Origin of the sequence: Yoonia maricola (assembly GCF_002797915.1) — a bacterium.
GTDB classification, from domain to species: Bacteria; Pseudomonadota; Alphaproteobacteria; order Rhodobacterales; family Rhodobacteraceae; genus Yoonia; species Yoonia maricola.
On the sequence record NZ_PGTY01000005.1, the window covers coordinates 62,766 to 75,652 of the forward strand.

At 59.1% G+C, this 12,887-nt stretch carries 14 protein-coding genes; 10 read left to right on the forward strand and 4 right to left on the reverse strand.

What is annotated here, in order from left to right; all coding sequences use genetic code 11:
* Nucleotides 1-3 precede the first annotated feature (3 nt).
* The 8 genes from BC777_RS18735 to BC777_RS18770 all read left to right on the forward strand — a co-directional run bounded on the left by BC777_RS18735 (nt 4) and on the right by BC777_RS18770 (nt 5,108).
* Nucleotides 4-1,056, forward strand: coding sequence for an aldo/keto reductase (locus tag BC777_RS18735; RefSeq protein ID WP_311135481.1), 1,053 nt, complete (start codon nt 4-6; stop codon nt 1,054-1,056).
* Nucleotides 1,046-1,477, forward strand: coding sequence for an RbsD/FucU family protein (locus BC777_RS18740; protein WP_100369754.1), 432 nt, complete (start codon nt 1,046-1,048; stop codon nt 1,475-1,477). The genes BC777_RS18735 and BC777_RS18740 overlap by 11 nt, the downstream gene beginning before the upstream one ends.
* Nucleotides 1,474-2,301 (forward strand): amidohydrolase family protein, encoded by an 828-nt coding sequence (locus tag BC777_RS18745; RefSeq protein ID WP_100369755.1) that lies wholly within the window; start codon nt 1,474-1,476, stop codon nt 2,299-2,301. Before BC777_RS18740 ends, BC777_RS18745 begins: the two co-directional genes overlap by 4 nt.
* A gap of 190 nt (nt 2,302-2,491) precedes the next feature.
* The gene (locus tag BC777_RS18750) at nt 2,492-2,902 is read left to right on the forward strand and encodes a hypothetical protein (protein ID WP_100369756.1); all 411 of its coding nucleotides are present in this window, start codon (nt 2,492-2,494) and stop codon (nt 2,900-2,902) included.
* Nucleotides 2,903-2,907: 5 nt separating this feature from the next.
* Nucleotides 2,908-3,573, forward strand: a complete 666-nt coding sequence (locus BC777_RS18755) for a MotA/TolQ/ExbB proton channel family protein (RefSeq protein WP_100369757.1) — start codon at nt 2,908-2,910, stop codon at nt 3,571-3,573.
* Entirely contained in the window at nt 3,566-3,919 is a 354-nt protein-coding gene (locus BC777_RS18760) for a biopolymer transporter ExbD (RefSeq protein ID WP_100369758.1), read from the forward strand. Before BC777_RS18755 ends, BC777_RS18760 begins: the two co-directional genes overlap by 8 nt.
* Complete coding sequence (locus BC777_RS18765) at nt 3,916-4,290, forward strand: ExbD/TolR family protein (RefSeq protein ID WP_100369759.1); 375 nt, start codon at nt 3,916-3,918, stop codon at nt 4,288-4,290. Before BC777_RS18760 ends, BC777_RS18765 begins: the two co-directional genes overlap by 4 nt.
* The gene (locus tag BC777_RS18770) at nt 4,287-5,108 is read left to right on the forward strand and encodes an energy transducer TonB (protein WP_100369760.1); all 822 of its coding nucleotides are present in this window, start codon (nt 4,287-4,289) and stop codon (nt 5,106-5,108) included. Before BC777_RS18765 ends, BC777_RS18770 begins: the two co-directional genes overlap by 4 nt.
* Before the next feature lie 38 nt (nt 5,109-5,146).
* Here BC777_RS18770 and BC777_RS18775 read toward each other — a convergent pair whose 3' ends face one another.
* From BC777_RS18775 to BC777_RS18785, 3 genes are read right to left on the reverse strand one after another with little or no spacing between them, the layout of a single operon-like run.
* The gene (locus BC777_RS18775; RefSeq protein WP_100369761.1) at nt 5,147-6,934 is read right to left on the reverse strand and encodes an IucA/IucC family protein; all 1,788 of its coding nucleotides are present in this window, start codon (nt 6,932-6,934) and stop codon (nt 5,147-5,149) included.
* On the reverse strand, nt 6,931-7,812 hold the full coding sequence (locus BC777_RS18780) for a GNAT family N-acetyltransferase (protein WP_100369762.1): 882 nt from the start codon (nt 7,810-7,812) through the stop codon (nt 6,931-6,933). The genes BC777_RS18775 and BC777_RS18780 overlap by 4 nt, the downstream gene beginning before the upstream one ends.
* A complete protein-coding gene (locus BC777_RS18785) occupies nt 7,809-9,452 on the reverse strand; it encodes an IucA/IucC family protein (protein WP_100369763.1) in 1,644 nt (547 codons plus the stop codon). The genes BC777_RS18780 and BC777_RS18785 overlap by 4 nt, the downstream gene beginning before the upstream one ends.
* A gap of 98 nt (nt 9,453-9,550) precedes the next feature.
* Between BC777_RS18785 and BC777_RS18790 the strand changes: the two genes are divergently transcribed.
* Both BC777_RS18790 and BC777_RS18795 read left to right on the forward strand, forming a co-directional pair.
* On the forward strand, nt 9,551-10,651 hold the full coding sequence (locus BC777_RS18790) for a hypothetical protein (protein WP_100369764.1): 1,101 nt from the start codon (nt 9,551-9,553) through the stop codon (nt 10,649-10,651).
* A gap of 1 nt (nt 10,652) precedes the next feature.
* A complete protein-coding gene (locus tag BC777_RS18795; protein ID WP_100369765.1) occupies nt 10,653-11,957 on the forward strand; it encodes a lysine N(6)-hydroxylase/L-ornithine N(5)-oxygenase family protein in 1,305 nt (434 codons plus the stop codon).
* A gap of 112 nt (nt 11,958-12,069) precedes the next feature.
* Here BC777_RS18795 and BC777_RS18800 read toward each other — a convergent pair whose 3' ends face one another.
* On the reverse strand, nt 12,070-12,735 hold the full coding sequence (locus BC777_RS18800) for an Lcl C-terminal domain-containing protein (protein WP_100369766.1): 666 nt from the start codon (nt 12,733-12,735) through the stop codon (nt 12,070-12,072).
* Nucleotides 12,736-12,887: the final 152 nt, after the last annotated feature.

The following is a 12,887-nucleotide window of genomic DNA, read 5'->3' on the forward strand; positions in this document are numbered from 1 at the left end:
GGTATGATGGACCTATCCACAACACACCCGCTGAATTTACGCACGCAGACACCTGTGAATCTGTCGCAACTGGGGTTCGGGGGTGCGCCGCTGGGCAATCTTTATCGCAAGATTGAAGAGCACGAGGCGCAGGCAACACTGGATGCAGCATGGAACGCGGGTATCCGCTATTTTGACACTGCCCCGCAATACGGGCTGGGACGGTCCGAACTGCGCATGGCCGAAGCTTTGCGCCGGTTTGATCGCAATGCCATGATCCTATCGACTAAGGTCGGGCGGGTTTTGGAGGATTGCGCGCCCGAAGACGTCACGCCAGAGGCTTTCGTTGATGTGCCGCAAAAACGGATCGTCTTTGATTATACCTATGACGGGATCATGCGCAGCTATGCCGATAGCATCGCCCGTCTTGGCACCGACCAGATCGACATGTTGTTTTTGCATGATATCGATGCCGGTACCCATGGCGCAGCAGGCGAGGACGAAAAGCTGCGCGAGTTGTTCAGTCGCGGGGGATACCGCGCGCTGACCGAATTGCGTGAAGCGGGACAAATCGCGGCGATTGGTGCGGGGGTGAACACTTGGCAAATCTGCGAACGCCTATTGGGTGAGGCGGATTTTGACGGCTTCTTGCTTGCCGGGCGCTATACGTTGCTGGAGCAAGATCCGCTTGAAACCTTCTTACCGCTTTGTGTGCAGCGCGATGTTGGGATCATTCTGGGCGGGCCTTATAATTCCGGCATCCTTGCAACCGGTGCCGTGGAAGGCGCGCGGTATGATTATGCTCCCGCGCCGCCGGATATTCTGGAGCGGGTGCACAAGCTCGACGCTGTTTGTGCGGCGCATGACACGCCATTGATTGCAGCCGCGTTGCAGTTTCCCTTGGGCCACGGGGCAGTGAAATCGGTGATCCCTGGCGGTGCCACCCCGCAGGAAGTCCGCCAGAACGTTGATATCTTTCAAACCAAGATCCCACCCGCGTTGTGGTCTGACCTGAAATCCGAAGGTCTGATCCGCCATGACGCGCCTGTCCCAATGAGGCCTGTTGATGCTGCGTAATATTCCCCCGATCCTGTCGCCCGATCTGCTGCACAGCCTGCGTGCCATGGGCCATGGCGATGACATTGTCATCGCGGACGCGAATTTTCCGGGCACTGCGCTGTCGCAACGCTGTCACCGGCTTGATGGTGTAAGCGCAACCGATGTTCTAGCAGCCGTGTTGACGGTGCTCCCCCTCGATACATTTGTCGCGGACCCCGCATTGGTCATGCAGGTGGTCGAAGATGCAGACGCGGTACCACCTATCGTGGGCGCATTTAAAAAGATCATCACAGCAACAGCGGACACCCCCGCCAGCTTGGCCAAATTGGAACGCTTTGCCTTTTACGAACGTGCCAAAACCGCTTTTGCCATCGTCCAGACGGGGGAAACGCGGCTTTACGGGAATATCATCCTCAAGAAAGGCGTCATTGGCACATGATCATCGATGCCCATCAGCATTTCTGGACATTGGATCGGGGCGATTACGGTTGGCTGACGCCGGACCTTGAACCGCTTTATCGGGACTTTATGCCCGATGATCTGGCCCCCCATTTGGACCTGCATGGCATTGACGGCACGATTTTGGTGCAAGCCGCACCCACAATGGCCGAAACAGCGTTCCTTTTGGACATCGCCGCGCGCGCACCATTTGTATTGGGTGTGGTCGGTTGGGTCGACTTTGCGGCCCCTGCTGCTGCGGATGATATCATGCGGCTTGCGCGCAACCCCAAACTGGTGGGGCTGCGCCCGATGATCCAGGATATCGCCGACGATAGCTGGATGCTGCGATCTGACCTCACGGCGGCTTTTGAGGCAATGATCGCTGCTGACCTTGCGTTTGATGCGCTGGTTCTGCCGCGCCATTTGCCGCAACTGCGCGAGCTGCTGTCGCGCCACCCGGACTTGCGTACAGTGGTCGATCACGGTGCCAAACCCGACATCGCAGGCGGGCTGTATGCTGATTGGGCAGAGGATCTTGCGACCATTGCGGATGAAACTGGCGCCTATTGCAAACTGTCGGGCCTGTTGACAGAGGCCAGCGCGGATTGGGACGCCACCGATATCGCGCCTTATGCGGCGCATTTGTTTGCGCACTTTGGCCCGGAAAGGTTGGTCTGGGGCAGCGACTGGCCCGTGCTGACTTGTGCGGCGTCCTATGGGACGTGGTTTGATCTTGCCAAGACGTTTGTGCCGAATGGGCCTGCGCGGGAGGCGGCTTTCGGGTCAAACGCCCGCGCTCTTTACCGGCTTACCCGTCTGTAGATGGCGCTGGTTGAGATCGTTCATGCCGAACGATGGACCGTCATGGGGCTGTTCTGGTTTCAGGGCAGGGCAACCAATTGATGAGCAAACTGACGCCTGCCATTGCGACAAATGCCCTGCATCTGTCTCGACATCCTGATACATCAGCGTAAAGTAAACCTACTATTTTTGTCAGGATTCGGAGATATGCGTGACTCGGCCCCTTATTGCTTCACTTTTTGCACTTTCAGTTGCTGTGCCGCCATCACCGGCGCTGGCGCAAGAACAGGCGCTGTCGCTTCAGCTGGACAGCCTTGCGCAGGTTGAAACGGCCTGTCGGCTGACCTTTGTCGCACGCAATGGGTTCGGCAGCGATTTGGCCGCACTTGTTGTTGAGGCCGTGGCCTTTGATGCGGAAGGCGGGATTGCGCAGATTTCCTTGCTGGACCTTGGCGCATTGCCCTCTGGTAGCCTACGGGTGCGCCAGTTTGATCTGGCCGGGACTGCTTGCGATGGGATTGGCAGTGTTCTGATCAACGGGGTGCAGCGTTGCGAGGGTGCGGATAGCTGTGACAGTGCTCTTTCAGTGTCCTCGCGTGCTGGGGTGGAGTTGATGAAATGACCGGCATGTTGGAACAGATTGGCAGCGGTCTGGGGGTCGCGCTTGACCTTGGCGGACCAGTTGTGATGTTGTTGCTGGCCCTTTCCGTGCTGGCCGCCGCGACAGTGTTTTACAAGCTTTGGCAGCATGGCGCGGCGCGGGTGGGGCGGCATACGCTGCTGCGGAACGCACTTGATGCGTGGGATCAGGGCGATGTCAGCGAGGCGCAGAAGCTGGCGCTGGACAGCCGCAGCCATCTGGCGCCGATCATTGCCAAAGCGATAAAAGCACCCGCCGATGCGGACCTGCGCGCCCGGCTGGACGCGGAGGCCGATGCCAATCTGGAGGTTTTGGAAGGCGGTTTTCGTATTCTTGACAGTATCGCGCAGATCGCGCCGCTTTTGGGTCTTTTCGGCACTGTCCTTGGGATGATCGATGCGTTTCAGGCGTTGCAATCTGCTGGCAATGCGGTTGATCCGTCCATTCTGGCAGGTGGGATTTGGGTGGCGCTTTTGACAACGGCCGCTGGGCTTGCGGTGGCGATGCCGACCTCACTGGTTTTGACTTGGTTCGAGGCGCGTATGGCCCGCGAACGCAGCTTTGCCGACCTCGCCCTGGCGCGCGCGCACCGCCCGACAAGGCAGCCCGTGGCAGACCATTTCGCCGGTGATCTGGCCGCGGCGCATGCCTAAGCGCGCTTTTCGGCGGCGGGCCTTGTCGTTGACCCCGCTTGTGGACGTGATCTTTCTGCTGCTGTTGTTTTTCATGCTGACATCAACGTTTTCAAGATATGGCGAGATAGAGGTATCTGCGGCGGCGTCGGGTGCCGGTGCTGCATCGGGTGCCGCGTTTTTGCAACTGGGTGAGGCTGACGTCCGGCTTGCAGGACGGCCTGTGGCGTTCAGCAGCCTGCCAGCTGAACTTACTGGTGCGCGGGTGTTGGTGTCATTGGAGCCGGGTGTCAGTTCTCAGCGTTTGATTGATCTTCTGGCTGTTTTGCGCGCTGTGCCGGATCTGTCGCTGACGGTTTTGCAATGAAACGCCCATCGCCGCGCCGCAAACCAGAGCCTACGATCGCATTGATCAATATCGTGTTCCTCATGCTGATCTTTTTCCTTGTCGCAGGGACGATAGCACCCCCGCTGGACCCTGATCTGACCCTTGCCCGAACAGAAAATATCGCAGGCAGAGAGCCGCCCGATGCTTTGGTTCTGACAGCCGATGGCGTGTTACGGTTTCGCGGCGCAGAGGCGGATGTTGATGCCTATATGCGTACATTGGACACTGCGGTTGCCCGCATCGTGCCGGACCGGGATGCATCAGCAGCACGGTTGATGGAGGTTACGCTGGCTTTGCGCGCGGCGGGTGCGTCGCGCGTGATGGTCGTGGCAGAACGGAGCCTGCAATGAGTACGCTTTCGCAAGTGCCGCGCTCTGCCGGGGTGGGTGTGGCGATGTTGGCAGTGTCGCTGGTTGTGCACCTTGGCGCCTTGGCATGGCAAGAGGCACCGGCGCCCATCGCGATTGCGGGTGGGACCGGTGCCGAATTGGCGATGGAGGGGACGGCGTTCGTTGATTTGGTGGCGGGCGTCACGGCCCCTGTGGCGCAGCCCGATACGATCACACCCGTTCAGACGCCTGTGACGCCATCCGTGACGTCACCTGTTTCGGCGACCCCTGTTGCCCCGTCAGACACTGTGCAGGCCACCAAAGCGGTCACGGCAACGGTACCCGTGCCTGAAACAGCAACTGCCGTGCCAGAGGACAACAGTACCACGCCACCGGTTTCCGCCCGACCAACGGCGCGCCCACCAGAGGTTGCCGCACGCGCTGAGGCTGCACAGCCAGCGCCAGCACCGGCCCCACAAGGCAATGCGCAGGCATCAGCGCGTGCAGGTGCTGTTGGTGGGCAGACGGCGGGGCAGGCTGCCTCGTCAGGTGCAGCAAACCAACAAGCGGCAAGTGACGCCGCAGTGTCCAGTTATCCGGGCCTTGTCCAGCAACGCATTGCGTCCCAGCGTCAGCCGCGCATTCGCGCAACGGGTATTGCACGGGTGAGCTTTACGATCGCTGAAAGCGGTTCTCTGGCGGCGGTCAGTCTTGCCGCATCATCCGGTGATGCGCGGTTCGATCAGGCCGCTGTGGCCATGATCAGCGGAGCCGCCCCGTTTCCAGCACCTCCGCCCGGTGCGCAGCGCAGCTTCACCATCCCGATCAGAGCGCGTTAGGGTCAGGCCCCATTCATCCTGCGCCGTCAACGCCGTTTTCACGATATATCAGTGGTTTGCGCTGTGCGGGCATAGCGGTTCGACGTGCTGACGATTGGTCCGTCTGGCATGGTCCAAAGCGGGTTGGTCAAATCCGTTCCACGCGCAGGAAGCGGGCGTTCGGCACTGTCTTCATAGCCAATCGCAAAGCGCACGCGGTTGATGCAGACTTTCGGCATCAGGGGCGCGAACAGGTCGAACATCTGCTGTCGGTCTGCCAGTTCCGGATGGGCGGTGGCATAGGTGCGCAGCGTTTTGGCCAGCAGGGCGTAAAAACGATCTTCTGCCAGCGCACCTGATCGGCTGAGTGCTGCAGAGAGGAACCGCAAGACGGTGATGAAATGGGCGGTCTGGATGTCATGAACGATATAGGCTGGCGGCTTGCGTGGCAGCAGCGCACGGATGGCAGGATCAAGATCTGCCATTTCGGGAAAGTCCTGATCCACAAGATCCAGATCACCCTGAAAGTCCTTTACGGCCATGCCGACAGGCATATTGTTTTCCAAAATAACGGTGATGTTTTGGCCATGTGCGATGAAACCCACCCCGTAACGACACAGCATATGCCATAGTGGCACGACCGTAACTTCAAACAGCGCCGCAAGCCACGTATCTATCGGCATACCCGCTTTGTTTGCATAGGCTACCGCCAACGGGGTCCCGCAGGCCCCTTCGTGGAAAAGCGCGCTGGCCATCACCGCCCGTTGACCCGGCCCAGCCCGGTGATCTGCATTTTCGCGCCAGAGCGCGCCAAGCAGTTCATGATGGCGATAAGGGGCATCGGGACATGCGGCAATCAACGGATGGCGCACCCAATCCCCTGCGACCTCGCGCAAGACCGTGACGCATGGTTTCAAAACCGGGTCGTCGTTCACCAGGCCGGTGAGCCAATCTGAGATCGCGCCGCCATGTTCAATATATTTACCCGGCATGCCCCGCCATGCGGATGTGTTCAAAATACCAAGCGAAAGCTTCACATCAAACGGGCCACCCGTCGCAGGGGTGAGTGTGCGGATGCTGGGGGTCGCCACGAAATCCGGGCCATGCAGGCCAAGATCGATGATTTGGTTTTGGGAAAGTTCGACTGTGAATGCCTGCGCCAGATGGGCCTGCATCTGCCAGGGATGAACGGGCATCAGCACGTGATCTTCAGGGCGGGCACCGGCGGCGCCGGCTTTTTGGCGCAGCGTTTCGGCTGGCTTTGCGCCGATGGCCCGATCCAACAGAGCAGTGTTATCCATGCTGTCTGATCGACCGCTGCGCAACAGGTTGCGATGTATGGCCAGCCAAGACAGTTGAATGGGGCGTGCGTATTCCGGTGCATAGGCGTCCAGATCAGCACTACCCCAGCCAAGCCGTCCTTTGTTCGCGACTGCCTTGGGATGTCCGTTCAAGGCGGCGTGGAGTTTGGTGGTGGGCCAGTGGATCATCTCATCTGCTGTCGCACTGCCATAAAGCCGCAGCAATTCAATGTCTTGGCGCAACGTATTGGACAATTCCCGCAGAAAGGTCGCATGGGTGGCTGGTGTCATGCCAAGCTCTGTCTGTGCATTAACCGCAAACTGCAGCGGGCAGGGGTGCGCGCTGTTATCAAGGCTAAGACTGCCCGGATCGATGTCGAGATTGTCCCAGATCCCGCGCATGGCCCGAAAGCGATAGGTTGGGCCAGAAGCGAGAGGCAACCGATAGTGATCCGTGCCCTCAGGGTGCAACACCTCTTCCCATGTCAACTCGCTCAGCATCTTGGCCAAAAGCCGACGCCGGGCGTGATCAAAAGGGGCGCTCATAATGCAACCTTTGTGAAAAACGCGTCGCGGTCACAATGCATCAGGGCAGAGCGTTTGTGAGGAAAGTCGAATTCCTTGATTTTGCGATAGGCCAAGGCATCGGCATAGCGCAGCAGCTTGGCGTTATCGACGCGTGGTTCGCCCACGATCAGATCGGTCATTGGGCAATCGAGGAAAATATAGTGGGTCAGCGCCCGGATCCAGGCCGATGTGCGCCGCCGCCCCAAGGCGGCCGTTTCGCCGATAAGGCCGTGCCATCCACGGTCCCAAGGCCCCGCATCGTAATAGGCACCCAGCCGGTCTTCACGAGCCCAGTATATCTCAAAGTACCCCACCTGTTGTCCATCATAGCTGCCAATGACCGAAAAGTTATGCGGGTCCGATAGCCGGTCTTCGAGAAAGCTGCGAAGCGCGTCCTTGGATTTGTCCTCTTCCCAGAAAAAGGCGACACGGGGGTCGTTTTGCCAGCGGTGGAACACATCAAGGTCGCGGTCGATATCGACCGATGAGAAGGACACAGTGACATCCGCATCGGTAAAATACCGTTCATAGACCACCCCATCTGGGTTTGGCGGACGCAAGGGGTGATCGCGGTTGTCCGGTCCCGCGACCAGACCCGCGCATTGCCGTTGCATCGGTGGGTGTTGCAGCCAAAGATCGGGTGCCTGCAGAAAGCCAGACCTGTGGATGCGTGCTTTGCCGTCAGCCTGCATCATATAGCCGGGCAGGCGGGTCTTTGGCATATCATCTGCCGCAATGTCCAAGACGCTTAAATTGGGGTCCTTGGCAAAGCATGCATCGACCCAGCGGGCAAAGGCCCGGCTGTCGGCGATAGATGGTTGGTCTGATGCGGTGCGTGCGGAATGTTGTAGGGTCATGCGATAAGGGCCTCTTTGATTGGGTTGGGCAGTTCGAAGAATGCGGCAAGCTGGCCGCGCGCGTCGCCGTCCGCTTCGTTGACGCCGCTTTGGCTGGTGGCGAAATTGCCCTTGCAGGTCAGCGTGCGCCGGTCGAGCAGGCGGGTATAGAGCGTGTCATCGCCGGGTGTCGTATTGCGCGCGCGGGTCAGAAAGCTGCGCCAGATGGTCAGCAAATCCGCCTCTGTCGCCAAACCATCCAGCACCAGCGTGGCCAGCGTGTTCATCACGCTGTTGATCACGACGTAATAGACCACCAGCCCATCGCCCAATTCGGCATCGACGATGTTTTCGGTCCCTTCGCCAATGCCGGGGCAGGCGTGCGTCAGACTGTCGTGAAAGCTGCTCAGATGGCCTGTGCCCTGACAGTCGCGCACCCATGCCGCCACCGGCCATCCGTCAGACAGCCCGACCATCAGGTTTTGCTGATGTGCGCCAAAAAGCAGGCCATGGCGGGCGCGCAGTTCCAGCAAGGGCCAAATAACGTTGTCCAGAAAGCGGCTGAACCATGTGGGTGCAGCATCCGGTCCGATTGCGGTGATCAACGCGCCCAAAGCGGAATATCCGTTGGGCTGTGCCTCGCAAAGGGCCGCCAGCAGGACGGGTCCCGGCCGATCCGGGTCGCGGAAGGGGTTGTCCCGCAGGACAGTCACGGTTTCTTCCATAGGTTCACCGGATGGGCCGCGCAGAGCGGCAAAACCGGGCTCTCCCATGATATGCAACGTTGGGAAGGCGGTGCGGATCTGATGCCCGATATCCGAGGCGAGCAGATCGGAGACATGCAGACCGCGCTTGACCTCTTTGAGGGAAAGGTGGCGCGTTGAATTGGTCAAACGCAGGCTGAGCGAGGTTTTGACCATGAATGGAACGTGCCAAGCGTGCACGCAACGCATGGATGACGTGGCCGCCCAATCACCGCCGCCCTTGCCAAGTGGGCGCAACTGATCATTGCTGATCAGACGTTGCATGTCGGGTGAGGCAAGCAGGCGTTCCCCTTGCCATGGGTGCCAAGGTAAGGGGATAAATCCGTCGTCTGCGGTGATGTGGTCGGCCTGGGCGAGTTGACCAAACAAAGCCGCGGCATCGTCGCTGAGGACCAGTGCATCGGGCCGGGCTGCTATCCACGTTAATCGAAAACGGTTTTCCTGTTCGGGCGCATAGATGCGTGCATCTGCGGTCGTCATCTCATCACGGCTGCGCGGATTTGGGTGGAACGGGTGCCCGGCCTTTAAGGCTTGTTCGGCATCAATAAACGACCAGTCCGATGCGCGTCCTTGGCTGTGAGGTGCTGCGCGAATGGCGGCGAGGCTGTCGAGGACGCGGGATTGAAACGTCGGCCCGCCATCTGCCGAAAGTTCGGATAACAGTGTTTTTGTGCTGATGGCCCGGGCCTGTCCGTTTTGTGACCGGGTGATCCGTCCGTCGCATAGGAACCGCAGCGATGATGTGGCATGCAGCCCCACCGATACTGTTCTTCCGCTGCTGTCCAGGAAACGCAGCTGCCCATTCAAAATGCGCGCATTCAGCAGGCGTTCTTCACGCATGGCGCTGTTCAAAAAGGCATCGAGGGCTGGCAAATCTGCCGGAGTGATTTCAACCATGGGATGATGCGCGTCCTTCCGCTGATGACTGCCTATTGCGTTTACGAATCGACTTACATTAATTACTGAGTATTTTAGTCAGGAATCGCAATACCATCATGTCACCCGCATTTCTTTTTGGGCCTATTCTTGCCGGTCATGCGTTTCAGCAGACCGCATTTATCGCTATGGTATCGGTTCTGGCGCAGCTTCTTGGGCTATCAGAAAGCCAGATCGGGATTGCCATCGCCGCCGGATTATTGATGAGCGCATTTGGCCCGCCTTTCGCCGGTTTGCTGGGGGGACGGGTGGTGATCGTAGGCGCGCTTTGCGGGCTGCTGATGGCCAATCTGGCGCTTTTCGGGCTGTTGGGCGGAGTGGCCTCTGGCATCAGTTCGGGGCTTATCCTGACGGTTTTGATTGTCATCCGTGGTGTTCAGGGCCTATCGGTGTCTTGCCTGCTGATGGCGGCACAACAGGCGAGCTTTGAAGCCCCTGATAGCCTTAAAACATTGGCCAAAGTGCAATCAATGGGCAGTTTGGGCCGCATTGGGGCATCACTTTCTGTGGGGTTGCTTGTGCTGTTATCACCTCTGGCACCACTGGTGCCGGGCGCGATTGGTGCCTTGCTAAGTCTCTTTCGGATCCGCAACGCGACACCCCCCCGCTTGCGGGCCACGGCCCGCCCGCCAGATATTGCTGCGTTTCGTGTCACGGCCCTGACGCAGATTGCGGTTGGGGCCTCTCAGATAGGTCTGGCACCTGCGATGATGGCCCGGCTTTCGCTATCACCCGAAGCGATTGCGGGGTATGCGGGCCTATGTCTGGCAGCGGCAAATCTGGGGCTTTTCCTTGCGCTGCGCCTTATTGTACCGCGGGCCGCCGGACAGGTTGCGCGCCTTGCTGGTCTTGGCCTGCTTCTGGCTGGTGCGTTCATGACCATTGTGGCCCATCCGGCGGCTTTCATTGTCATAAGTTTTGTCATCGGCGGGAGTACTGCCGTTCTGTTTACACTCAACCTATCCGACATCATGACCCGCAAGGATTTTGCCCAGCTTCAGGTCGCCGGTTGGAATGGAGCTGTTCAGATCGCGTCACTGGCGATTGGTGTTGGTTTGGGGTCTGCGTTTCTGACGCTGTCGTCTGCGGCACCTTTTGTCATTGCCGGTCTGTGCGGGGCTGTTCTGGCAATCTTCCCCCCTCAAATCCAAAGGACCTGATATGGCACACGACACAAACATCACCGATCTTGCGGGCATCGGCATTGGCCCGTTTAACCTAAGCCTTGCAGCACTTGCCGATGGGGTATCAGGGTTGTGCTGCGCGTTCTTTGAACGCAAACCCGCCTTTTCATGGCATCCCGGTCTGGCGTTTGCGGACAGCACGATGCAGACGTCTTACCTCAAGGATATGGTGACACCGGTCCAACCCACCAATGAGTGGAGTTTTCTGAATTTCCTTGTCTCGCATCAACGCTTTTACGATTTCATGGCCGCACGGTTTGACACTGTGTCGCGACAGGAATTCACGCAATATATGGCATGGGTGGCGCATGGTCTGCCTGCCTGTCAGTTCGATGCAAATATCCGCGAAGTGGATCATGATGGGCAAAGCTTTCGTTTGTGGGGGGACAACGGTGAAATCACCTCGGCCCGCGCAATTTCAGTCGGCACCGGGCCGGTGCCCTATGTCCCCGAGGGGACGCCCGTTGGGCCTGATTGCTTTCACGGTATTTCCTATCTGAACCGCGCGCCTGCGGTCGCAGGCCGTCGTGTGGCCGTGATTGGTGGTGGGCAGACCGGGGCAGAAATCGTATTGGATTTGCTGGGCAAGCGGGACGGCCCTGCCGAGTTGACCTGGCTTAGCCGTCGCAGCGCATTCTGGCACTTGCAGGAAGGTGGGTTGATCGACCAGATATATACGCCCGGCTACGGCGAAACGTATCGCGCCTTGCCGCTGGACGTGCAGACGCAGATTTTGGCGGATCAAAAGCTAAGCAGTGATGGTCTGACACCGGAAACCGCTGACGCCGTTTACCAGATGATCTATCGCAGGCAGCATCTGGAGGGCAGGGGCGGCGTCACGTTGCGCCCTGGCCGGACAATGACGGGGCTACGCAAGAACGGCCCTGCCTTTGCATTGACGGCGCGCAGTGCCGCAGACGAGATGGAGGTCATACACGCAGATGTTGTGATCCTCGCGACCGGCTTTCGCACCGTTTTGCCCGAATGTCTGGCCCCGCTCGCGCCGCGGTTAGAGCGTGGACCGGCTGGTGAATTGAAGCTGGCGCATGCCTATCGCGCTGTCTGGGATGGGCCGCAGGATGCACCGATCTATGGGCTCAATCACGGGCGACGATCACATGGGATTGGTGACCCTCAGCTAAGTCTGACAGCATGGCGCAGTGCGATGATTCTTGAAGATCTTGCCGGGCGGCCGCTGTTTTCCGCGCTGCGCGAGGTGCCCGCCGGACTGGTGGATTGGGCCGGCGCAGCCACGCGCGATGAGATGCGGATCAGCGCCTGACCTTTATTCGCGATCAAGACGGCCCACCCTGTCGGGAGGGCCGTGTGCGGGGTCTGCTTATGGTTTATGAAAGCCTTTGCAGGAACCGCTTTGCAAGCTTTTGGCAATGAAATCACTCTGCGTCGCGTACCAAACGCACAGCATTCAAAGGCCGATAGTCACCTTCTGCTGCCGGAGAGCTTTCTGCCTTGCCGATGAACCGCACCGCACCGGCGCCGTGAATATCCTCACCATCAACACCCGGCGCATAGCCAAACGCCACATACCAAGCATAATAATGCTCCGGCTCTGCGGTGTTGAAATAGCCCGATGTCGATGACCAATAGTAACGGTCGGCCTCTGTCCATGTGAAGACCTCATGGTCAATGGCAGGAAAGACACCTGAATAATCTGCGATGCTCTGCAGCTCACGGATATTTGGAACGCGCCAATCTGTATGACCCAAATAGGCGGACTCGTTCATTTCAACAGCATAGGCAAGTGCGGCTTCCCAATCCATGTCTTGGCCTGCGTCTGCCTGGCTCCACATCAGGCCCGTGGCCGCATCGGTGACCGTCCCATCGCCATTATCGGCAAAATCGTTCGCACCGATCTCGTTGCCTGCAACACAGCGCACATATTTCCCGAAATCGGGACGTGCCCCACCTGTATTCCCTGTCTGTGGGCCGGTGGTAGCATCAGCCCCACCTTCGGACGGTGGTGAGGGCGCGTTGCGGCCCGAAAGGTCTGTCGGTGTTTCCGCCGGGTAGGCTTTGATATGGCCGGTGATATGGTTCACGCCAAAGGCCGAAGGTGCGCCGCCATGGGTGGTGCCAACTTTATAAAAGATACGCGTCCAATACTGCTCGTCCTTGGTCTCCGCGCGGGTTCCTGTTAGACTTAAACGGCGGGAAATCGGACTTCCGCCGTACAGTCCTTACGCCAGGCGGC

What these genes read in the sequence shown, in the direction of transcription:
- BC777_RS18735 (WP_311135481.1), top strand. Translation starts at nt 4, where the DNA reads ATGATGGACCTATCCACAACACACCCGCTGAATTTACGCACGCAGACA.
- BC777_RS18740 (WP_100369754.1), top strand. Translation starts at nt 1,046, where the DNA reads ATGCTGCGTAATATTCCCCCGATCCTGTCGCCCGATCTGCTGCACAGC.
- BC777_RS18745 (WP_100369755.1), top strand. Translation starts at nt 1,474, where the DNA reads ATGATCATCGATGCCCATCAGCATTTCTGGACATTGGATCGGGGCGAT.
- BC777_RS18755 (WP_100369757.1), top strand. Translation starts at nt 2,908, where the DNA reads ATGTTGGAACAGATTGGCAGCGGTCTGGGGGTCGCGCTTGACCTTGGC.
- BC777_RS18760 (WP_100369758.1), top strand. Translation starts at nt 3,566, where the DNA reads ATGCCTAAGCGCGCTTTTCGGCGGCGGGCCTTGTCGTTGACCCCGCTT.
- BC777_RS18765 (WP_100369759.1), top strand. Translation starts at nt 3,916, where the DNA reads ATGAAACGCCCATCGCCGCGCCGCAAACCAGAGCCTACGATCGCATTG.
- BC777_RS18770 (WP_100369760.1), top strand. Translation starts at nt 4,287, where the DNA reads ATGAGTACGCTTTCGCAAGTGCCGCGCTCTGCCGGGGTGGGTGTGGCG.
- BC777_RS18775 (WP_100369761.1), bottom strand. Translation starts at nt 6,934, where the DNA reads ATGAGCGCCCCTTTTGATCACGCCCGGCGTCGGCTTTTGGCCAAGATG.
- BC777_RS18780 (WP_100369762.1), bottom strand. Translation starts at nt 7,812, where the DNA reads ATGACCCTACAACATTCCGCACGCACCGCATCAGACCAACCATCTATC.
- BC777_RS18785 (WP_100369763.1), bottom strand. Translation starts at nt 9,452, where the DNA reads ATGGTTGAAATCACTCCGGCAGATTTGCCAGCCCTCGATGCCTTTTTG.
- BC777_RS18790 (WP_100369764.1), top strand. Translation starts at nt 9,551, where the DNA reads ATGTCACCCGCATTTCTTTTTGGGCCTATTCTTGCCGGTCATGCGTTT.
- BC777_RS18795 (WP_100369765.1), top strand. Translation starts at nt 10,653, where the DNA reads ATGGCACACGACACAAACATCACCGATCTTGCGGGCATCGGCATTGGC.